A 20297-nucleotide genomic window follows, 5' to 3' on the forward strand; every position below is an offset into this window, starting at 1 on the left:
ATCCTCCCCATCTAGACGACAGAACTTACGGGTTCGTTCATTGCAGTAGCCCCGGTAGCTACATAATGATTTGCCTTAGCTTCGCGTCCTTCGCGCCTTCGCGGTTCAATCACCTTGCGGCTTCATCAGCGGGAACAGGATCACGTCGCGGATGGACTCGGCTCCGGTCAGCATCATCACGAGCCGGTCGATGCCCAGGCCCAGGCCGCCCGCGGGGGGCATGCCGACGCGCAGGGCTTCGAGGAAGTCCTCATCAATCTGTTGCTTCTCGTCTTCATCGCCGACCTGTTCGCGGAAGTTCGCTTCCTGGACTGCGGGGTCGTTGAGCTCGGTGTAGCCCGGGCTGATCTCGACGCCGTTGATCGCCAGTTCGTAGACGTCGGCGAAGTACGGGTCGTTCACGTTTTTCTTCGCCAGCGGGATAATCACGCTCGGCACCTGCGTGACAAAGCACGGGTCGATCAGCGTGTGCTCGATCAGCTTCTCGAAGACCTCGGTGAGTTGCTCGGCCGGGGTGCCGTCGAACTTCAGGTCTTTGCCGGGGTTCTGCTCGCGGAGGCGGTCGATCTCCTCGGGCGTGGCGGGTTCCTTGGTGAACTTCCAGCCGGTGCGTTCTTCGACGAGCTCGGCCATGGGCACGCGGCGCCACGGGCGCGACAGGTCGATCGTTTTGGTGACTTCGCCCTCGGCGTTCTTGTGCTCGATCTTCAGCGTGCCGAAGATTTTTTCTGCAACGGTGCAGGTCATGTCTTCGACCAGCTCGGCCATGGTCTCCCAGTTGCCGTAGGCCTCGTAGGCCTCGAGCATGGTGAACTCGGGGTTGTGGCGGGGGCTGATGCCTTCGTTGCGGAAGTTGCGGTTGATCTCGAAGACCTTGGGCAGCCCGCCGACGAGCAGCCGCTTGAGGTAGAGCTCCGGCGCGATGCGGAGGGTGAGCGGGATGTCCAGCGCGTTGTGGTGGGTGTGGAACGGCCGGGCCGCGGCGCCGCCGTGGATGCTCTGGAGCATCGGGGTCTCGACTTCCATGTAGCCCTTGCCACGCAGGTAGTCGCGGATGGCGTCGATGATGCGGATGCGCAGCTGCATCGTCTGCATGACCTCGGGGTTGGAGTAGAGGTCGACGTAGCGCTTGCGGTAGCGGGTCTCGGGGTCGGTCAGGCCGTGGTGCTTGCCGGGGGGCAGGGCGAGAGATTTGGTGGTGATGCGGTAGGCGGGGCTGTCTTGGGTGACGTCGAAGCCTTCGCCCGCCCAGACGGAGACTTCGCCGGTCTTGGTGGTGCCCAGCGCGCCGCGGGCGGTGACCAGGTCGCCGTAGTCGGTCATCTTGGCGAGGCCGAAGTCGGGTTGGCCGACGGTCTTCTTCGAGACGGCGATCTGCACGTCGCCCGAGTGGTCACGCAGCGACAGGAAGATCAGGTTGCCCATGACGCGGTGCTGCACCACCCGCCCGGCCACCGCGACCACGGCCCGGGTGTCTTCCACGGCGGCGGGGTCCTCGGCGTCTTTGTAGGCCTCGTCCGCCGCGGCGTCGTATCGGCTGCGGGCGTCGGCGATGGTGATCAGCCCCTCGGTGCGTTGGCCGTAGGGGTCCAGCCCGAATTCATCGCGGAGCCGCTTGAGCTTGTTGCGGCGGTCGCCGAGGAGCTGGTTGTCGGATTTTTCGGGCTTTGGGTCGCTCATGGGTTGCAGATCGTATCAGGATTAAGGAGTTTGGAACCGCAGATGAACGCTGATGGAAAAGCTATGATCAAAGCTTGATGTTTTGAAAACGAATCCGCGTTCATCCGCGTGTATCTGCGGTTCCAAAGAAAAAACCTCGCCACGATCACGCGGCGAGGTTCTTGTTTTTGACGCATGCGAAACCGGCCGCGGGTTTACGCTTCGGCGGTTTCTTCTTGTTTGGACTCGGCGGCAGCAGCGGCTTCCGCGGCGGCGTTGGCCGAGGCGGTGGCGGCTTCTTCCTGCTTGACCAGGGTCTCCAGGCCACGGCGGCGGTCGCGGAGGCGACGCTTCTTGCCCACGCGGTCACGCAGGTAGTACAGCTTCGCCCGGCGGGCGTCGCCACGACGCACGACTTCGATCTTCGCGATCCGGGGGGAGTGGATCGGGAAGGTCCGCTCGACGCCTTCGTTGGCGACGATGCGGCGGACGGTGATCGTGGTTTCCAGACCACCGTTTTGCTGCTTGATCACGACGCCTTGGAACACCTGGATACGCTCCTTGGCGCCCTCGATGATGCGGACGTGGACGTCGACGGTGTCGCCGACGTGGACCACGGGCAGGTCGTTCTTGAGTTGCTTGGATTGGACGGCGGCGATAATGGCGTCGCTCATGGCTGAATTCCAGGGCCAGGGGTTTTGGGTGGGTGGGCATCGATCGCCCGTTCGCCCTTGGGCGAGCCGAACAGTGTAGCAATTTGGGCAACGGGTGTCGAGGGGGATGTTCCAGCCCGGTCAGTGGGCCAGATTGTTGAACGCCGGGGCATAACTCACCCGGCCGGCCGGGGCGGGGCGGTCGGGCCGAAACTGGATCACCTGGAAGGCATCGCCCGCGTCGAATTCGCTGGTAAGCCCTTGTTCAGAAGCCGGTTGGAATCCCATGGGCCCGTAGTAGCCCGGCTCGCCCAGGACGAACAGGGCGGTCACACGGTTGGCCTTGCACTGCCGGATCGCCTCACGGACCAGGGCCTTGCCGATGCCTCGGCCCTGGAAGTCGGGGTGAACCGCGATCGGCGCGAGGCCCACCAGGCCGCGGACGCTGCCGCCGTCTTCGTGGGTCATGCCGGTGAGCAGGGCGTGGCCGACGATCCGGCCGTCGCACTCGGCGGCGATGGAAAACAAGACGTCGTATCCATCAAGCAACTCGGCGACGAGCTTCGCCTCGGCGTCGGTCGGGAAGGCGGCGGCGTGGACCGCGATTAGGTCCTTGGCGTCGGCCTCGTCCGCGTCGCGGAGGGTGACGAGGTCGGTGCGGGGGGACGCGGCTGCGTCGCTGCCATCGTCCAGGCCCAGCAGATCGGGGCGGCGCTGGCGGGTCAATTCACGGGAGCGCTCTTTCCGCCACGCCGCGATCTTGGCGTGATCCCCGCTCAGCAGCACCTCCGGCACGTCACGTCCCTCCCACTCCGGCGGCCGCGTGTAGGGCGGGTGGTCGAGCAGGCGATCGACGCCCTCCGAAAAGCTGTCCTCGTGGGCCGAGTCGGCGTGGCCCAGCGCCCCCGGAAGCAGACGAACCACCGAATCGATGATCGTCATCGCCGGGAGCTCGCCGCCGGAGAGCACGTAGTCGCCGAGGCTGATCTCCAACAACCCGCCACCGTCCTCATCTTCGCGCAGCCGATCGATCACCCGCTGGTCCAGCCCCTCGTAGTGCCCGGCGATCACCATCAGCCGTTCTTCCTGCGCGAGCTCTTCACACAACGTCTGCGTCAGCCGCTGCCCCTTCGGGGTCGTCAAGATGCGACGCGGCTTCGCCGCGTGCTCCTCAGTAATCGCTTCCACCGCGTCCCACACCGGCTGACACTGGATCACCATCCCCGGCCCACCCCCGTACGGGGGGCTGTCCACCTTCGCGTGCTTCTCATCCCCGGACCAGTTCCGCAGGTTGTGCACGTGGTACGACGCCACCGCCTTGCGCACCCGCGCCGGATCGTCGGGCGCCGCCGGGTCCGGCACATCCATCGCCGCACGCTTGAGGATGCTCGATTCGAGCACACCCGCAAACATCTCGGGAAACAAGGTCAACACGTCGATTCGCATGGCGACATCCTACGTTTAAACCCAGGGCCCTACCCATCATGATGCGAAACGAAGCATAGCTGCATTGGGGGGGCCGGGGCATAGCGGAGCGGTGCCCCGGAAGCGTGGGCATGAATCTCGCCGTGGTTAGTGATTCCGGGGCATCGAAGACTCTGCCCCGGCCACCCGGTACACAATCGATGACGTAATCACACCCAGCGACGCACCCGCCTGCGATAGTCGGCAAAGTCGTCACCGAACCGCTGCGTAAGCATCTGCTCTTCCAGGCGGATGAGGGTTCGATCCACCACCCAGGCAAACGCGGGCGGGACGATCCACACCGTGGCCGAGCCGCCGATCAGGCAGACGCCCACCAGGATGATCACCATGCCCAGGTACATGGGGTTGCGGGTCAGCGCGAACACGCCGGTGGTCACCAGCACACGGCTCTCCCGGCGGGGCATGATCGTGGTCCGTCGTTGGGCGAAGTGGCCCGCTCCCGCCACACACAGCAGCGAGCCCAGCACGATCGGCCCCCAGCCCAGCATCTTCCAGGGCATGGTGAACCAGATCGCCCCGGGGTAATGCTTGTCCAACACGTGGATCGCCACGAACGCGAGGGTCAGGAACAACGGCGCAGTGAAAGCCCGCCACGCGGTGTTGCCGCGGGCGGGTTGAAGGGTCGTTGGGTGGTTGGCGGGGGCCTGACTCATAACTAGTCAAGCATAGGCCGAGTTACTCGGCAGCGGTCGCTTTACCGGTCTTCTTGTCGAGGATGCCGGCCTTGGCGAGGATGTCGGTGACGGTTTCCGAGGGCTGAGCGCCGACGCCGAGCCAGTAGCGGATGCGGTCTTCCTTGAGGTTGACCTGCTTCGACTCGTCCTTGTTGCAGGGGTCGAAGAAGCCGAGCTCTTCGATCGGCTTGCCGTCGCGGGGCGAGCGTTGATCGATGGCGTTGAGGCGGTAGAAGGGGCTGTGGGTGCGGCCGAAGCGCTTGAGACGAAGACGAACCATGGTGTAGATCTCCGGGGGGCCCGCTGGGGGCGTGACCGTGAACAGGGTGCCGGGGCGGAACATCCGCTGGGGCGAGCCGGGCATTATAACGAGATCCGCGATCCTGCCAAGCTGGCCAGGTCAACAGGGCGGGAGCTGGGGTGGCCAAAGGAGCAAAACCTCGGGTGGGCGGGGCAGAGTCTTCGATGCCCCGGAACGACCGACAACGGTGAGATCAATGCGCACGCTTCCGGGGCACCGCTTTGCTCTGCCCCGGCCACCCCGGTGTGGTGCAACATCCCAGCAGACTCAGGCGTCAACGCTCGGCGACACGAAGTGGCCCGGTTCGCCGTCGACGGGGACCAGGTCCGGGCGGTGGAGCAGGCTGTGGCGGGTGATGTATTCCACGCCGGGCTGGCGCTCGGCGTCGAGCTCGGCTTGCTCTTCGGGGGTGATGCCCGTGTCCGCCTTGCCGTCGTCCTTGAACAGCCGGATCGGCGAAGGCACATCGCCCAGCAGCATGATCCGGCGTTTCTCCGCGTCGGGGTCGGGCATCGGAGCCGCGCTGAGCAGCGCTTTGGTGTACGGGTGCAGCGGATTGCGGTACAGCGTGTCGCGGTCGGCGAGCTCGACGATCCGCCCCAGGTACATCACCGCCACGCGGTCGCAGAAATGTTCGACCACCGCGAGGTTGTGGGCGATGAACAGGTACGACAGGCCGAACTCGTCCTGCAGGTCGTTGAGCAGGTTGAGCACCTGCGACTGCACCGACACGTCGAGGGCCGACACCGGTTCGTCGCAGACGATGAACTTCGGCGAGAGCGCCAGGGCTCGGGCGATGCCGATGCGTTGGCGTTGGCCGCCGGAGAACTCGTGGGGGTAGCGGGCGGCGTGGTCTTTGCGGAGGCCGACCTTCACGAGCAGGTCCGCGACGCGGTCGGGGATTTCTTCCTTGGGGCAGACGCGGTGCACCGCCATGGGTTCGCCGATGATCTTGCCCACCGCCATCCGCGGGTTCAGGCTGCCCACGGGGTCCTGGAAGATGATCTGCATCTCGCGGCGGAGCTGCTTCATCCGGCCCGACGGTGCGGCCAGCACGTCTTCGCCGTTGTAGTGCACGCTGCCCGAGGTCGTGGGGATCAACCGCAGGATCGATCGGCCGACGGTCGACTTGCCGCAGCCCGACTCGCCGACGAGGCCGAGCGTTTCGTTGGGGGCGATGTCGAACGACACGTCGTCCACCGCGCGGACATCCCCGACGTGGGACTTGAGTAGCCCACGCTTCACGGGGAAGTAGGTCTTGAGGTTCTTGACGCTCAGCAGTGGTGGATCGGGGGCGATCATGCTTGGGTACATCATACTCAGACTAAAGCCCGGAGATGTCTTCACTCCCTCTCCCGCCGGGAGAGGGTTGGGGGAGGGCGGGTGGTGTTGTGATGCGCCCGGAAACTTGTCCCAAACTCAAGTTCCCCCTCCGACGGGCTGCGCCGCCACCTCCCCCGGCGGGGGAGGGGTTGAAACAATCAATCCGGCTCGACTTCGAGCAGGGCGAACCGGCTGATCATCTCGCCCAGGTTCGCGTCCCACGACAGCACGGTGAAACGCAGCGGCAGCGACTCGGGGTAGAGCTCCATCGCTTCGAGCAGTTCGCTGGTGGTGGTGACCGGGGCGTCGCCGACGTGGGTGATGACCGACTGGGGGAAGACGCGTTGCCGGGCGGCGATCGAGCCCATCCGTGCATCGACCACGATCACCCCGGCGAACGGCTCGAGGTTGTTGTCGCGGGCGTCGTCGAGGGTGAAGTCGGCGATGCGCCCGATGCCCAGTTCACGCAGCCGGTCGTCCTGCACGGTGATCGCCGGGCTGTGGCGGAGGCGGCGGGGCAGGTCGGTGACGACGGCCTGGTTCTCGAGGTCGTCCAGGGTGACGGTGACGTTGATCTCTTGCCCGCCGCGGACGGTGGTGACCTTGATCGAAGCGCCCGGGGCGAAGCCCGCGACGGTGTAACGCAGGTCGTCCACGTCGCCCACGGCCATGTCCTGGATGTGGGTGATGATGTCGCCGGGCAGAAGCCCCGCCTCGTCGGCCGGCCCGTCGCCGATGGGGTGTTCGATCAGCACGCCCTTGCCGGTGTAGCCGAACGACTCAGCCAGAGCGGGCTCGAGGTCGCGGATCAAGACGCCGAGGTACCCGCGACGCACATCGCCTTCTTCGATGATGCGGGTCGCCACGTCCACGGCCATCTGCACGGGGATGGCAAAGCCCAGGCCCATGAACCCGCCGGGGTCGTTGGCGTTGGTCCGGCTGGAGGCGATGGCGGTGTTCATGCCGACCACCCGGCCGTAGATGTCGGTGAGTGGCCCGCCGGAGTTGCCGGGGTTGATCGCGGCGTCGGTCTGTATGAAGTCTTCGTACTTGCCGGAGTTGCCGATGTCGAGCTGTCGGCCGCTCGCCGAGACGATGCCCTGGCTCACCGAGAAGTCGAAGCGGAACGGGCTGCCGAAGGCAAACACGATCTGACCCTTCTTCACCGGCTCGGGGCTGATCGCCGCGGGGTGGAGGAACTCATCCGGCACTTCGAGCACGGCCACGTCCGTGAGTTCATCGGAGTTCACCAGCCGGGCGGTGTGTTCGCTGCCGTCGGCGAAACGGACACTGATGCGCGTCGCCGAGGCGACGACGTGGTGGTTGGTCAGGATGTAGTTCTTGGTTTCGCCGGTGTCGCGGTCGGTGTGGGCGTAGACCCACCCCGAGCCGTTACCCAAGGGGTCGAGCGGGTCGAATCGGCTGAAGAACCCGCCGCCGGATCGGGCCGAGGGCGCGAAGGTCTGGACGTGGACGACGCTGGGTTCGACGACGGTCGAGACCTTGCTGAACGATTCGGACAGGGTGATCAGGCTGGGGCTTTCGAGCAGCTCCTGCCGGACCTGTTGGATGTTGGCTTCGGAGTGGTTCCAGGCGATGGAGCGGGCGATACCGGGACCCATGAGCATCACCGTGACGACGGTGACGAGCAGGATCAGGGATGGGCCGTACCAGCGGATGGGCAAAACAGGGCTCCGGGGTGGCGGAAGTGCCTTCAACTATACGCTGAGGGTCGAAGCGGGTTCTAGAACTAATTTCGGATTTGGGATTTCGGAAAAAGGCAATAGCAGCTAGCGCGCCGTCGCTTGCGTCTTCTCCGAAATCCGAAACCCCCGTTCCGAAATCCAATCATCCTTCCTTCATCTCGTACGGCCCGCCGTCCTTCAGATAGTTGCCGCTCTTCACGAGCTCGACCCACCGCTCGCCCATGTCTTGCAGGGCCTTGCCGCCGTTGGCGGCGGGGGGGGCGAAGCTGGGTTGCCAGTCGGTCATGCCCAGCCAGTCGTGGAGGACGACGACATGGCCGTGGCAGTCGGGCCCGGCCCCGCAGCCGATGACGGGGATGTTCACCGCGTCGATCACCGCCCGGGCGGCCTCGGCGGTGGACTGCTCGATCAGCAGCATCACGGCCCCGGCGTCCTCGAGCTTCTTGGCGAGCTTGACCATCTTCTTGATCTTGTCCTGGGTTCGGCCGGCCACGATGGGCACGCCCGTGGTCGGGGTCCGCTGCGGACGCCAGCCGATGTGGGCCACCACGGGGATCGACGCCCGATCGAGCTTCTCGATCAGCCCGACGAAACGCTCGTCCACCTCGACCTTCACCGCGTCGGCCATGCCCTCGGTCATGAACCGCCCGGCGTTCTTCACCGCTTCCCACTCGTCGGCCTGGTAGCTCATGAACGGCATATCGCCCATCACAAACGCGTTGGGCGCGCCACGCTTCACCGCGGCGGTGATCGTGAGCATGAACTGGAGCGGGGCGTGGATCGTGTCCTCGAAGCCCAGCACCATGCTGCCCGCGGTGTCGCCCACGAGCATGACATCCACGCCGCCTCGGTACAGCCACCTGGCCGTGGTCGCGTCGTAGCAGGTCAGCATCGCGAACTTTTCTTTGGCCTTCACCCGACGGCGCAGGTCCCGCATGGTGACGGGACGCGGGGCGGACTGGTGCGAAGCAGACGCGGTGGGGGGCGTGAAGCGGCTCATGCGGACATTGTATCCGGGGGGTGGGCAGTAGGAAGTGGGGTGTGGGCAGTGGGGAGATGGCGGTGGTCAGTGGGCAGTGGAGGCGGTTTGCCTTTGCCCCCTCTCCTGCCGGGAGAGGGTTGGGGTGAGGGCACTCGACGGGTGACACGCCAAGCAACTCTTTGTGAACTTCCCATCCCTCTCCGGCCCGCCCTTGCGATTGACCCCGCCCGGCCTTGGGGATACGTTTGTCCGCTGACTATCCCGGCCCGGGCCTGCTTGAGCCAACGCCCGACCCGCGAACCTCCCCCACACGGAACACCCATGACCTCCGCTCCCCCGGAAGCGAACGCTGCTTCACCATCCGCATCGGCCCCCAGCCCCCAACAGCCGACGCTGCGTTTCGGCCTGCGTTCCATGCTGCCCCAGTCGCCCAAGGCCGACCTCTTGTCGGGCCTGACCGTCGCGCTGGCGCTGGTGCCCGAGGCCGTGGCCTTCGCGTTCGTCGCCGGGGTCGACCCGATGATCGGGCTGTACTCGGCGTTCTTCATGGGCCTGATCACCGCGGTCCTCGGCGGCCGGCCGGGCATGATCTCCGGGGCGACCGGGGCGATGGCCGTGGTCGTCGTCGCGCTCGTGGCGATCCACGGCGTGGAATACCTCTTCCCCGCGGTCATCCTCTGCGGACTCATCCAGATCACCATCGGCCTGCTCCGCCTGGGCAAACTCATCCGCATGGTGCCCCACCCGGTCATGCTCGGGTTCGTCAACGGCCTGGCCATCGTCATCGGCATGGCCCAGTTCGGCAGCTTCAAAGAGATCAACCCCGACGGCGTCATGCAGCTGCTCGACGGGCCCCGCCTCGCGCTCATGCTCGGCCTCGTCGCCCTGACCATGGCGATCATCTACTTCCTGCCCAAGCTGACCAAAGCCGTGCCCTCGTCGCTCGCGGCGATCGTCACCGTCAGCCTCCTCGCCGCGGGCATCAACGCGGCGTTCCCCGGTGACGACGGCAAGGTCATGGTGCCCACCGTCCAGAACATGCTCGCCGACGGCAAGCAGGCCGCCGCCGTGACCAGCGCCGCCAAGGCCGAGATCAAAGACACCGCCGAGAAGTCCAACGCGCTGCTCGTCGAGGCCGGGCTCTTGTCCGCCGAGGCCGCGGAGAACGCCAGCGTCGAGATGGACAAGAAGGCCATTAAAGACGCTACAGATTCTCTTTCGGACGAAGCCGTCGCCGCCGCGCTCGCCACCGTCGACCCCGAAAAGGTCACCATGTCCGGCGGCCTGCCCAAGCTCTTTTTCCTCGACGATCAATACAAAGACAGCGAGACCGGCAACAGCCTCCTCCCGCCGCTGAACCTCGCGACCCTCTGGATCATCCTCCCGTTCGCCCTCGTGCTGGCGGGCGTCGGCCTCATCGAATCGCTCATGACCATGACCCTGATCGACGAGATCACCGAGACCCGCGGCCGGGGCAACCGCGAGTGCGTCGGCCAGGGCACGGCCAACATCCTCTCGGGCCTCTTCGGCGGCATGGGCGGATGCGCCATGATCGGCCAGTCGCTCATCAACGTGAAGTCCGGCGGCAAGGGCCGACTCTCCGGCATCACCGCCGCGGTCTGCCTGCTGCTGTTCATCCTCCTGCTCGCCCCGTGGATCGAGATGGTCCCCATGGCCGCCCTCGTCGGCGTCATGTTCATGGTCGTCGTCGGCACCTTCGAATGGACCACCCTCAAGACCTGGCACAAGGTCCCCATGTCCGACGTGCTCATCATGATCTTCGTCGCCGCCTACACCGTCTTCATGCACGACCTCGCCTCGGCGGTCATCCTCGGCGTCGTCCTCGCCGCCCTCGTCTACGCCTGGAAACAGTCCACCCACATCATCGCCGACACCAAGCTCAACGAGCAGGGCAGCAAGATCTACCAGCTCCACGGCCCGCTCTTCTTCGCCTCCGATGAAGAATTCAAAAAGCTCTTCACCCCCGCCAAAGACCCGGATGACGTCGTCATCGACTTCTACTTCACCCGCGTCTACGACCAGTCCGGCCTCGAGGCCATCAACGCCATTACCGAGAAATACTCAAACCTCGGCAAACGCGTCCACCTCACCCACCTCAGCGAAGAATGCCAAAAACTCCTGGGCAAAGCAGGCGACCTCGTCGAACCAAACATCAGCGAAGACCCGCACTATCACGTGATGACAGATCGTTTGGCGTGATACATTTCAAATCGGGGAACAGAGATGGCACACTCGTACGAAGAGTTATGCGAGAAGTTGGAAGAGATTGATTGGCAGATACCTAGTGATCTGAAATCAAGCATATTGCAACAACTGGAAGAACTTGTTGCGACGGGTCACGCCGAAGCAGCAGAAACCTTGGCTGAAGTGTTAGCCTCCGATGGGGAAGGCTCGAAATCTTGTTTGCAAGAGGCATATAGGTGGTATTACATCAGTTTCTATCTGCAGGGATATAGCATGGCATGGCGGGATGAGAATCACACTCCTCCTTATTACAGCGGGCCTGTTGGGGATTTTAGGAATGAGGCTCAAGTAAGCGATTTGCTGCTTGAATTAGGTTGGGAAACTGTAAAGCAACTTGAAGTTGAGGCTTCAGAGTGGATATCGAAGCATAATCTTCAGCCATCAGATGAGGGGTAATCTGAACTCTAGGTTTGCCGTGTATCACTCAACACAGACTCAAACTGTCTAAGGCTACTTCCACCGAGTCGGTGACCCGATACATCTCCCGGTACACGTCCTTCGCCATCCCCGTCTCGATGAAGTGCTCGAACAGCCCCAGCAGGTGGTCGTAGAACCCGTCGGGGTTCAGGATCACGATCGGTTTGTCGTGGAACTTGAGGTAGCGGTGGGTGATGACCTCGGACAGCTCTTCGAGCGTGCCGAAGCCGCCCGGCAGAATCAAGAACGCGTCGGCCCGCTCGTCCATCTCGTGCTTGCGCTCGCGCATCGTCTTGGTCTCGATGAGCTCGTCGGAATCGAGGTAGGCGATCTCGACGGACTTCATCGATTCGGGGATCACGCCGATGACGTGTCCGCCGTGGGCGTGGACGCCGCGGGCGACCCGGCCCATCAGCCCCGTGCTGCCCCCGCCGTACACCAGGGTGTGCCCGGCCTGGGCGAGCCGCATCCCCACTTCATCAGCGACCTCGCCAAAGGCGGGTTCGACGCGGGTACTGGACGAGCAATAAACGCAGATATTCAACGGCAACACAGTGCTCCAGGCTAGCCTTGACCCTAGCGGTGACACGGGACGGTGCGGGGAATTTCGATAAGTATTCTAAGTTTAGCGGACTTGGGGGTTGTCGGCAGAGATTCAGGGGCTATGTTGGGATTCACGTCTGAAGGGATCCGGCGAGCCCTGTTTTTTCTCGCCCCGGAATGTTTTTGGTGTCTGCCCGTTTCGATTCTTCGCATGCTTCGTCGTCTTCGCCGACCGCATCCAACCGCGCCGACACCAATCAATCCCCAGCCCAACCCCCGCCACCCGATCCGAAAAACCCCCACGCCGCGATGGGGGAGAACGCCGACGGCCCGTCCAACGGCGAGCTCATCAAACGCATGCTCGGCCTGGCGTGGGAGTACCGCGCGGGCTCGATCAAAGCGATCATCCTGCAGTTCGTCCTGCTCGCCATGGCGTTGTCGGGCCTGGGCTTGCTGGGCCTGGGCATCGACGTCATCGGGCACGGCTTCAACCCCTTCGACGCCGAGACCAACCCCAACGGCGCGAAAGCCCCGCCCTGGCCGTTCGGCATCCAGCCGCCCGAGTCGTGGGACACGCTCGACCGCGTCAGCCTGGTCAGCCTCCTGATCGTTGCGATCGGTGCGGCGCGATTCGGGCTCGACCGCTGGAGCGTCGTCACCGTGGCGGAGTTGGTGCAGGACATCATCGTGGATCTGCGCGGCCGGGTGTACGACAAGCTCCAACGCCTCTCGTTCCGCTTCTACGACGCGAACGAGTCCGGCTCGATCATCAACCGCGTCACCGGCGACGTGCAGATGGTGCGCATGTTCGTCGACCAGGTGTTGATCCAGGTGTTGATGCTGCTGATCTCGCTGGTGTTCTTCGCGGCGTTCATGTTCAGCCTGCACGTGAAGCTGACGCTGGTGTGTCTCGCGACGACGCCGGTGATCTGGCTGCTGACCGGATGGTTCAGCAAGGTGGTTCGGCCCGCCTACCGGGAGAACCGTCGGCTGTTCGACGGCGCGGTGCGGGTGCTGTCCGAAAACACCCAGGGCGTGCACGTGGTCAAGGGCTTCGCTCGCCAGGACCTGGAGCAGAAGAAGTTCAACAAGGCCAGCGACGCGGTCGCCGAGCAGAAGAACTGGATATTCAACCGCGTCTCGGTCTTTATCCCGCTGATCGTGGGCGTGTCCCAGCTCAACATCCTGCTGCTGCTCTTGGTCGGCGGCTACGTCTACATCCACGACCCGAGCTTCACCTTCGGCATGCTCGTCGTCTTCTCCGGCCTGCTCCAACAGTTCTCAGCACAGATCGGCAACATCGCGCAGATCGCCAACGCGGTGCAGGCCTCGCTCACCGGGGCGCAGCGCGTGTTCGAGGTGCTCGACACCCCGTTGGAGATCGCCTCTTCCGAGGTGCCCCGCAGGCTCGATCGGGCCAAGGGCCGCATCGCCTTCGAGAGCGTGTCGTTCGGCTACGGTGCCAACGATCGGCAGGATGCGCTGTCGGACGTGACCTTCACCGCCGAGCCGGGACAAACTATCGCGATCCTCGGCGCGACCGGCGCGGGCAAAAGCACGCTGCTGTCGCTCATCCCCCGGTTCTACGACCCCACGGCCGGGCGGGTCACGCTCGACGGCATCGACCTGCGCGACTTCGATCTCGACGCGGTGCGCCGCAACATCGGGCTGGTGTTCCAGGAGAGCTTCCTGTTCTCCAACACCGTCGCCGAGAACATCGCCTTCGGCCACCCCGACGCGACCCCCGACCAGATCGAGCGGGCCGCCACCATCGCCGCGGCGCACGACTTCATCACCAACGACCTGTCCGACGGCTACAACACGCTGCTCACCGAAGGCGGCGAGAACCTCTCAGGCGGTCAACGCCAACGCATCGCGATCGCCCGGGCGCTCCTGCTCGACCCGCCGATCCTGCTGATGGACGACCCGACCGCAGCGATCGACCCCGAGACCGAACACGAAATCCTCGACGCGATGTCCCGGGCGATGGCGGGCCGGACCACGTTTGTCGTGGCCCACCGCCTCAGCACGCTGCGACGAGCGGATCGGATCCTGGTGCTGGAAAAAGGCCGGCTGGTGGAGATGGGTTCGCACGAACAGCTGATGGACGGCCAAGGCCACTACCAACGGGCGGCGCAACTCCAGTCGGCCGACGAAGAGTCGCGCCGATTGCTGGGCATGCCGACGGAAGGGGACGACTGACCATGGCCGAGACGACCCCGCCCAACACCAACGCCGCCCCCGAGTCCGCGACGCGCAAACACGCCACGCGCATCACCGCGGTCAACCGCAAGGGAGAAAGCGAAGCCAAGCAGCGGCCGCTCGATTGGCGACTGATCAAGCGGTTGTGGAACTACGCCCGGCCGCACGCTTTCAAGCGCAATCTACTTTTGGTGATCGTGGTCATGCGGGCGGTGCAGATGCCGCTGATGGCGTGGTGGATCGCGACCGTGATCAACGGGCCGATCTTCAACCGCGACTGGCCGGGCGTTGTGCGCGGCACGCTGATCTTTGGGGCGTTGGCGGTGTTTACCGAAGTTACCCACCACTACCGCTCGAAGCTCGCGCTGCAGCTCGGCGAGGCGGTGGTGCAGGACCTGCGACGCGACATCTTCGCGCACCTGCAGAAGATGGGGATGAGTTTCTACGACCGCACAAAGCTCGGCCGGATCATCAGCCGGATGACCTCCGACGCCGAGGCGATGCGCATGGGCATCCAGGACGTGTTGTTCATCGGCATGGTGCAGGGCGGGGGCATGGTGATCGCCGCGGGCGTGATGCTGTGGTACGACCCGCCGTTGTTCGGCTTCGTGTTGGCGATGACGCCGATCATCATCATGCTCAACCGCTACTTCACGAAGCGGCTCACGAAGCAGGCGCGTCTGATCCAAGAGAGCTTTAGCCGGGTGACCGCGACGATCGCCGAGTCGGTCAACGGCGTGCGGGTCACGCAGGGTTTCGTGCGACAAGAGGTCAACGCCGAGCTGTTCCGCGAGCTGGTGAAAGACCACTCCAACTACAACCTCGCCCAGGCTAGGTTGGCGGGCACGCAACTCCCGTTGCTGGAGTTCAAGACCCAGTTCATTATCGCGGGGCTGACGGTGCTCGCGGGGTACCAGGTGTTGGAGGGCGGGTTCACGATTGGCGATCCGCCGCCGGAGAAAACGTTTGCGGCGTTGGTGGTGTTCTGGTTCATGATCCCGCTATTCTTCAACCCGATACGCGTGATGGCGCGGCAGTTCAACACCGCGCTCACCGCGATGGCGGGCGCCGAGCGTGTATTTGGTTTGCTCGACATCGAGCCAGAGAAACTCGAGGCCGACGACGCGGTGTCGCCCGAAGAACTCACCGGCCGGGTCGAGTTCCAGGACGTGCGCTTCGGTTACGACCCCGACCACCCGGTGCTGCACGGCATCAGCTTCACCGCCGAGCCCGGACAGACCGTCGCCCTCGTCGGCCACACCGGCAGCGGCAAGTCCACGGTCATCAAACTCATCTGCAAGTTCTACCTGCCCACGCAGGGCAAGCTGCTCATCGACGGCATCGATGCGTTCAAGCTATCGACCGACGCGCTGATGGCCCAGGTCGGCATCGTGCTGCAATCCAACTTCCTCTTCACTGGCACCGTGATGGACAACATCCGCATGGGTAAACCCGACGCGACCGACGAGCAGGTCATCGACGCGGCGCGGCGGTTGGATTGCTTGGACTTATTTGAAGCGCTCCCCGAAGGCCTGCTCACCGAAGTCGGCGAAAAGGGCGGCAACCTCTCGTTGGGTCAACGCCAGCTTGTGTGCTTCGCCCGGGCTATGCTCGCCGACCCGCGCATCCTGATTCTTGATGAAGCCACGTCGAGTGTGGACACGATGACCGAAGCCCGGATCCAGAAGGCGCTCGAAGTACTCTTGCAGGGGCGGACGAGTTTCGTCGTCGCGCACCGCCTGAGCACCATCCGCCACGCGAGCACCGTGCTGGTGCTCGACCACGGCAAGATCGTCGAGGAAGGCCCGCACACGAAACTGCTGGCGGAGGATGGCATCTACGCCAACCTCTACCGCCAATTCATCCACGCGACCGAGTCGTGAACCAACCAATCACTCAACGATGTGTGTCGTATGGCCAGTGATCCGTTTAGCGGGCGGCACGAAGTGCCCCGCGTTCAGGAGTTCGGCGCGATGCGCAGCGCCATGATCTTGCCGTCTTTTTCCAGCAGCACCATGCCGTCGCGGACCTGGATGAGTCGATAGCCCGCGACGGATTGGCCGGGGGTGACGATCTGGCCGCCGATGACGGCCGAGCCGCGAAGGCCGTGGGCCTTGCCGCTGGCGGTGGGTGGGATGGTGGCTTCCAGACGCAGCTTCGTGGGCTCGGCGGGGGCTTGCTCGTCTACGTTCTTGGCGAGGGTCTGGACGGGAATCATGTCCAGGTCTTCCATGCCTTCGAGTTGATTCAGGTAGTCGTCCAACGGCTCGGTGACGTCGAAGGCGGCTTCGACTTCGACCGGCGCGGGCGCGATCATCGCCATGACTTGTTGAGCGCCGCCGCCTTGGATGACGGTGAGGTAGGCCAACCCGCAGATCACGCCGAGGATGAGCAGCACCGCGATGCTGCCGACGGAGGTGTTGGATTCGGGCTGACGCGCGGTCGCGGGCTGCGCGGTGTGCGCGGTGAGCGGGTGTTGCGGGACGTGGCCGGGCGGCGGCGGGGGCGTGGGGGCGGTGGGGTGCCCGGTTTCGGGGGCCTGGCCGGTGGCGGGGTCGATGTAAGCGGGGTGTTGATTGAATCGGTCGTGCGGATCGCTGCGGGCCATCTGCACCGCCGCCGCGCCAGCGAGGGGGTGCAACGGCTTGAACTCGTGCACGGTGATGCCCATACGCAGCGCGGTTTCCTGCGCATCATCCTCGCTGCGGGCTTCGATGACCGTGCTCACGTTCTGACCCGTCTGGTGATCCAGCCCGACGATCGCAAAATGCGCCATCGGCTGCCTCTGCGCCGCGGGGGCGCCGGGGCGGCGCTGGGCGCCCTCCGACGGGGTGGCCGGTTGGTGGGGCGGGATCTGAGGTTGTCGTGAAAAGTTTGCCATACGCCGAGACTCCACCGATTTATCGGGCGCATGCCCCCCGGGGTTGAGCCGTGATGTCCCGGAAAACCACGCAAGCTTGTTCGCCTTTGCGGGTTAATCCGTTTGTGGAGGATTCCAGCCGTTCAGCGGGCGAGGCAGATCGCCGTGTGCCTACTCATGCGGGTGCCTTCTCACAGAAGCCGTGGGCAGCCCGAGCCGGCTCACCCGTTCTTCTGCGCGAACTCACGCATGAAGTCCGCCAGCGCCTGGGCACCTTCCAACGGCATCGCGTTGTAGATCGACGCCCGGCAGCCGCCGACGCTGCGGTGGCCCTTGAGCCCGTCCATCCCCTGGGCCGCGGCCTCAGCAATGAACTTCGCCTCGAGCTCTTCACTCGGCAGGCGGAACACGACGTTCATGGTGGACCGGTACGCCGCATCAACCGGGCAGCTGTAGTACCCGCCGCCGCCCGCCTCGGCGATCGCGTCGTACAGCAACCCGCTGCGCTTCTCGGCCATCTCCGAAGCCCACGCCAGGCCGCCCTTGCCCTTCAGCCACTCCAGCACCAGACCCACCATGTAGATCTGGAACACCGGCGGGGTGTTGAGCATCGAGCCACCCTTCACGTGGTTCGCATAATTCATGTAGTTGATCTGCTCGCCGTTGCACTGCTCGAGCACGTCGTCGCGGATGATCACGACACACACGCCCGCCGGGCCGATGTTCTTCTGCGCCCCGGCGTAGATCAGCCCGAACGGCGAGACATCGAACGGCTTGCTCAAAAAGTCGCTGCTCATGTCCGCGACGATCGGCGCGTCGCAGCTCGGCATGGCCTTCCACTGCACGCCGCCGATGGTCTCGTTGGTCGTGAGGTGGAGGTATCGGCTGCCCTCGGTGGACTGGACGGTCGCCGGGTCGGGCAGGGTGGTGTAGCTGTTGTCGGTGCCGTCGTACACGAGGTTGACGTCCGCACCGACCGCCTTGGCGTCGGCGATGGCTTTCTTGGCCCACGCGCCGGAGTGGGTGTAGTCGACCCGCTGCCCGTTGGCCGCGAGGCTGCTGGGGATCATGCCAAACTGGAACGTCGCCCCGCCGCCGAGGAACAGCACCTGGTAGTTGTCGGGCAGCTCGAGGATTTCGCGCAGCGACGCCAACGCCGCTTCGTGCACCGCGACGACGGGCTTGCTGCGGTGACTCATCTCCATCACGCCCATACCCAGGCCTTTGCCCCCGGAAGCCGAGCCAAAGTCCACCAAGTCTGCCTGGGCCTGCTGCATCACTTCCAGCGGAAGCGTGCACGGGCCGGCGGAGAAGTTGTAGATGCGGTGGACGGCGGTCGTTTCGGTGGTCATGGCGGGCAAGGGGGGTAGGGGGAACAGCGGGGAGACGCCCGGCCCCGCGATCGTCGCGGCGGGCACCAATCCCTGAGGAGCCGCACACGATACCACCCCCGCCCCTCCCCGTGGGTCGGCCGAGCCTTTCCGTTTGTTCCGTCCCCGCCGACGACGTTTGCGCCGCCCCGATCCGCCGGACTGGTCCGGTTCTGGTCTGATTTTGGTGGACTGGTCTGGTTCCAGACCAGTGTGGCCGACCGCTTTTGTCCCCGAGTCGGGCCTAGCGCGACGAATGCGGGTCGGAGCCTGCCCGTTAACCCCCGCCGCTGGCGATGTTTTCGGCATCGGGGCGATCCGCCGTTTCCTCCCCGACCGGCTGACCTCGATCAGCCCCGCCCGCTCGAGTTGCCCCCACGCCGCCCGCACGGTTTCCCGCGACACTCCGACCTGGGCCGCCACCCGCCGTTCCCCCGGCAGCTCATCTCCCGGCCGAAACACCCCGCTCTCCACCTGCTCCCGCACCCACCGCAACACCCGCCCCCCCCGCGTCTCGAACCCCCAGCACCGGAATCGTTTTCTGTTCGATCACGCCTATATGATAGGTTTTTGTTTGGATTTATTCAAGCCCTGATTTCCCAGCCTTGTGACAGTGCGTCCGGGGCCGAGGCGATCTGATTAAATGTACTTATCCCCTTTTCTCTCCTATCCCCTTTTCTCTGCCTTTTCTCTCTCCAATGCGCCTACTTCTTAGGCGTGACATCAATGATCTCATCGACCGGCTCGTTCATGGGCGTACGTGAGATTTCATCCAGCGTGTCGAAGTCGATCTGATTCAGATCGGCCATATGCACCGCCCGGTCGAATTGGGTGTGGTAGTAGAACTTCATGTTCTTGATGTCGGCGGCGGTGGTCCACTGCGTGGCGCTGTAGAGCAGGTCCGGTGCTTCCACGTCGTCATCGTCGCCCTCGGCAGCGCCGAGCGGGATGTTGAAATTGTCGAGGATGCGGAAGGCTTCACGCACGGTGTCGTAGTCGCCCACGGTGGGGCGGGCGGATTGGGAGAAGGCGACCGCGCGGACGAAGCGTGACGGCGGCGTGAAGTCACCGGGCAGGCCGATCATCCCGCTGCCGGCACCCAGGGGTCCGAACGTGACGCCGCCCACTTCGCGCTCGGGGATGGAGATCGCCGAGAGGTTGATGTAGTTGTTCAGGTTGGTCATGTGCCAGTCGTAGGTCGGCGAGTTGGTGATGGTGCCCAGGTCCGCCTCGAAGACGGTGGCTTTCCCGTCGATGTATTCGACGACGATACGCCCGCCCCGGGCGTCGGCAACCAGCATGTGCAGCGGGAAGGGAAAGCCCAGCTTCGGATCATCGACCGCGACCACGCGGACATCCTTGAGCCCCTCGCGGACCTCATCAACCGTCTCGAACATCGACAGCACATAGCCCGCGAGGTGGATCCCCGCGATGGAGCGGTCCGCGTCTTCGGGCTTGTATTCTTCGTAAGTGGTGAAGCCCGGCAGGTAGAACAGCCCGGCGGTCAGCCCCACCTCATTCATGCCGTCGCCCGGCGTGGCGTGCCCGAGCATGGCGGTCCCGACGACGCCGTATTTGCCCTTCCATTTCATACCGTTCTTGCCGTCGGGCATTTCCCCGGCGTCGTACTCGTACCCGCGTGGCACCACATCCAGGGTGGGCTGCAGATCGAACGGCCCCCACTCCACGGTGCGGGCCCGAACAATCGTGCCGTCTTCACCGACGAGCATGATGCCCGTGCAGGCTTCGGCCGGCCGGAAACCCAGCGGGATAAGCATCATGGCGGCGAGGGTCAGGAGAATTCGTTTCGTACCCATGGGATGCTCCTAGGAATTGGCTTGATGGAAGTGATTTCTT

The 20297-nt window shown here is 64.6% G+C and carries 16 protein-coding genes and 2 pseudogenes; 4 read left to right on the plus strand and 14 right to left on the minus strand.

Features of this window, described 5'->3' with window-relative positions:
* Positions 1-105: 105 nt before the first annotated feature.
* The 9 genes and pseudogenes from lysS to panB all read right to left on the minus strand — a co-directional run bounded on the left by lysS (position 106) and on the right by panB (position 8801).
* Positions 106-1680, minus strand: a complete 1575-nt coding sequence (lysS, locus tag HNQ40_RS10600; protein ID WP_184677809.1) for a lysine--tRNA ligase — start codon at positions 1678-1680, stop codon at positions 106-108.
* A gap of 194 nt (positions 1681-1874) precedes the next feature.
* Positions 1875-2333, minus strand: coding sequence for a 50S ribosomal protein L19 (gene rplS / locus HNQ40_RS10605; protein ID WP_184677810.1), 459 nt, complete (start codon positions 2331-2333; stop codon positions 1875-1877).
* 120 nt (positions 2334-2453) lie between these two features.
* Positions 2454-3014, minus strand: a complete 561-nt coding sequence (locus HNQ40_RS18720; RefSeq protein WP_390675690.1) for a GNAT family N-acetyltransferase — start codon at positions 3012-3014, stop codon at positions 2454-2456.
* A pseudogene (gene trmD / locus HNQ40_RS18725) lies at positions 3009-3758 on the minus strand (tRNA (guanosine(37)-N1)-methyltransferase TrmD); the annotation flags it as partial. The gene HNQ40_RS18720 and the pseudogene trmD, both read right to left, overlap by 6 nt.
* A 188-nt stretch (positions 3759-3946) precedes the next feature.
* Positions 3947-4450 (minus strand): methyltransferase family protein, encoded by a 504-nt coding sequence (locus tag HNQ40_RS10615; protein WP_184677812.1) that lies wholly within the window; start codon positions 4448-4450, stop codon positions 3947-3949.
* 22 nt (positions 4451-4472) lie between these two features.
* Complete coding sequence (gene rpsP, locus HNQ40_RS10620) at positions 4473-4835, minus strand: 30S ribosomal protein S16 (RefSeq protein ID WP_246402830.1); 363 nt, start codon at positions 4833-4835, stop codon at positions 4473-4475.
* A 204-nt stretch (positions 4836-5039) separates the two neighbouring features.
* Positions 5040-6089, minus strand: coding sequence for an ABC transporter ATP-binding protein (locus HNQ40_RS10625; protein WP_315852773.1), 1050 nt, complete (start codon positions 6087-6089; stop codon positions 5040-5042).
* A 164-nt stretch (positions 6090-6253) separates the two neighbouring features.
* Positions 6254-7780: a S1C family serine protease gene (locus HNQ40_RS10630; protein WP_184677813.1), complete on the minus strand. Its 1527-nt coding sequence runs from the start codon at positions 7778-7780 to the stop codon at positions 6254-6256.
* Between the two features lie 163 nt (positions 7781-7943).
* The gene (gene panB / locus HNQ40_RS10635) at positions 7944-8801 is read right to left on the minus strand and encodes a 3-methyl-2-oxobutanoate hydroxymethyltransferase (RefSeq protein ID WP_184677814.1); all 858 of its coding nucleotides are present in this window, start codon (positions 8799-8801) and stop codon (positions 7944-7946) included.
* Between the two features lie 396 nt (positions 8802-9197).
* Between panB and HNQ40_RS10640 the strand changes: the two genes are divergently transcribed.
* Positions 9198-11003, plus strand: coding sequence for a SulP family inorganic anion transporter (locus tag HNQ40_RS10640; protein WP_184679234.1), 1806 nt, complete (start codon positions 9198-9200; stop codon positions 11001-11003).
* A 24-nt stretch (positions 11004-11027) separates the two neighbouring features.
* Complete coding sequence (locus tag HNQ40_RS10645; RefSeq protein ID WP_184677815.1) at positions 11028-11444, plus strand: hypothetical protein; 417 nt, start codon at positions 11028-11030, stop codon at positions 11442-11444.
* Positions 11445-11472: 28 nt separating this feature from the next.
* Here the strand turns inward: HNQ40_RS10645 and HNQ40_RS10650 are convergent, their stop codons facing one another.
* A complete protein-coding gene (locus HNQ40_RS10650; protein ID WP_221435486.1) occupies positions 11473-12015 on the minus strand; it encodes an LOG family protein in 543 nt (180 codons plus the stop codon).
* A 179-nt stretch (positions 12016-12194) separates the two neighbouring features.
* Here HNQ40_RS10650 and HNQ40_RS10655 point away from each other — a divergent pair, with 179 nt between their 5' ends.
* The gene (locus HNQ40_RS10655) at positions 12195-14210 is read left to right on the plus strand and encodes an ABC transporter ATP-binding protein (RefSeq protein WP_315852774.1); all 2016 of its coding nucleotides are present in this window, start codon (positions 12195-12197) and stop codon (positions 14208-14210) included.
* A 2-nt stretch (positions 14211-14212) separates the two neighbouring features.
* A complete protein-coding gene (locus tag HNQ40_RS10660; protein ID WP_184677816.1) occupies positions 14213-16093 on the plus strand; it encodes an ABC transporter ATP-binding protein in 1881 nt (626 codons plus the stop codon).
* A 74-nt stretch (positions 16094-16167) separates the two neighbouring features.
* On the opposite strand, the gene HNQ40_RS10665 is transcribed toward HNQ40_RS10660, so the two are convergent.
* From HNQ40_RS10665 to HNQ40_RS10675, 4 genes and pseudogenes are all read right to left on the minus strand, one after another.
* Positions 16168-16986, minus strand: coding sequence for a hypothetical protein (locus HNQ40_RS10665; protein WP_184677817.1), 819 nt, complete (start codon positions 16984-16986; stop codon positions 16168-16170).
* 305 nt (positions 16987-17291) lie between these two features.
* Positions 17292-18422 carry a phosphoserine transaminase gene (serC, locus tag HNQ40_RS10670; RefSeq protein ID WP_246402835.1) on the minus strand — a complete coding sequence of 377 codons (1131 nt, stop codon included), beginning with the start codon at positions 18420-18422 and terminating at the stop codon, positions 17292-17294.
* Positions 18423-18791: 369 nt separating this feature from the next.
* Positions 18792-18938 (minus strand): annotated as a pseudogene (locus HNQ40_RS18730) (GntR family transcriptional regulator); the annotation flags it as partial.
* A gap of 206 nt (positions 18939-19144) precedes the next feature.
* Positions 19145-20257, minus strand: coding sequence for a linear amide C-N hydrolase (locus HNQ40_RS10675; RefSeq protein ID WP_184677819.1), 1113 nt, complete (start codon positions 20255-20257; stop codon positions 19145-19147).
* Positions 20258-20297 lie beyond the last annotated feature (40 nt).

This window comes from Algisphaera agarilytica (genome assembly GCF_014207595.1).
Classification (GTDB): domain Bacteria; phylum Planctomycetota; class Phycisphaerae; order Phycisphaerales; family Phycisphaeraceae; genus Algisphaera; species Algisphaera agarilytica.

Excerpts from the sequence above, each read along its gene's own strand:
- lysS (WP_184677809.1), bottom strand. The coding sequence starts at position 1,680 with ATGAGCGACCCAAAGCCCGAAAAATCCGACAACCAGCTCCTCGGCGAC.
- rplS (WP_184677810.1), bottom strand. The coding sequence starts at position 2,333 with ATGAGCGACGCCATTATCGCCGCCGTCCAATCCAAGCAACTCAAGAAC.
- HNQ40_RS10615 (WP_184677812.1), bottom strand. The coding sequence starts at position 4,450 with ATGAGTCAGGCCCCCGCCAACCACCCAACGACCCTTCAACCCGCCCGC.
- rpsP (WP_246402830.1), bottom strand. The coding sequence starts at position 4,835 with ATGCCCGGCTCGCCCCAGCGGATGTTCCGCCCCGGCACCCTGTTCACG.
- HNQ40_RS10625 (WP_315852773.1), bottom strand. The coding sequence starts at position 6,089 with ATGATGTACCCAAGCATGATCGCCCCCGATCCACCACTGCTGAGCGTC.
- panB (WP_184677814.1), bottom strand. The coding sequence starts at position 8,801 with ATGAGCCGCTTCACGCCCCCCACCGCGTCTGCTTCGCACCAGTCCGCC.
- HNQ40_RS10640 (WP_184679234.1), top strand. The coding sequence starts at position 9,198 with ATGCTGCCCCAGTCGCCCAAGGCCGACCTCTTGTCGGGCCTGACCGTC.
- HNQ40_RS10645 (WP_184677815.1), top strand. The coding sequence starts at position 11,028 with ATGGCACACTCGTACGAAGAGTTATGCGAGAAGTTGGAAGAGATTGAT.
- HNQ40_RS10660 (WP_184677816.1), top strand. The coding sequence starts at position 14,213 with ATGGCCGAGACGACCCCGCCCAACACCAACGCCGCCCCCGAGTCCGCG.
- HNQ40_RS10665 (WP_184677817.1), bottom strand. The coding sequence starts at position 16,986 with ATGGCGCATTTTGCGATCGTCGGGCTGGATCACCAGACGGGTCAGAAC.
- serC (WP_246402835.1), bottom strand. The coding sequence starts at position 18,422 with ATGACCACCGAAACGACCGCCGTCCACCGCATCTACAACTTCTCCGCC.
- HNQ40_RS10675 (WP_184677819.1), bottom strand. The coding sequence starts at position 20,257 with ATGGGTACGAAACGAATTCTCCTGACCCTCGCCGCCATGATGCTTATC.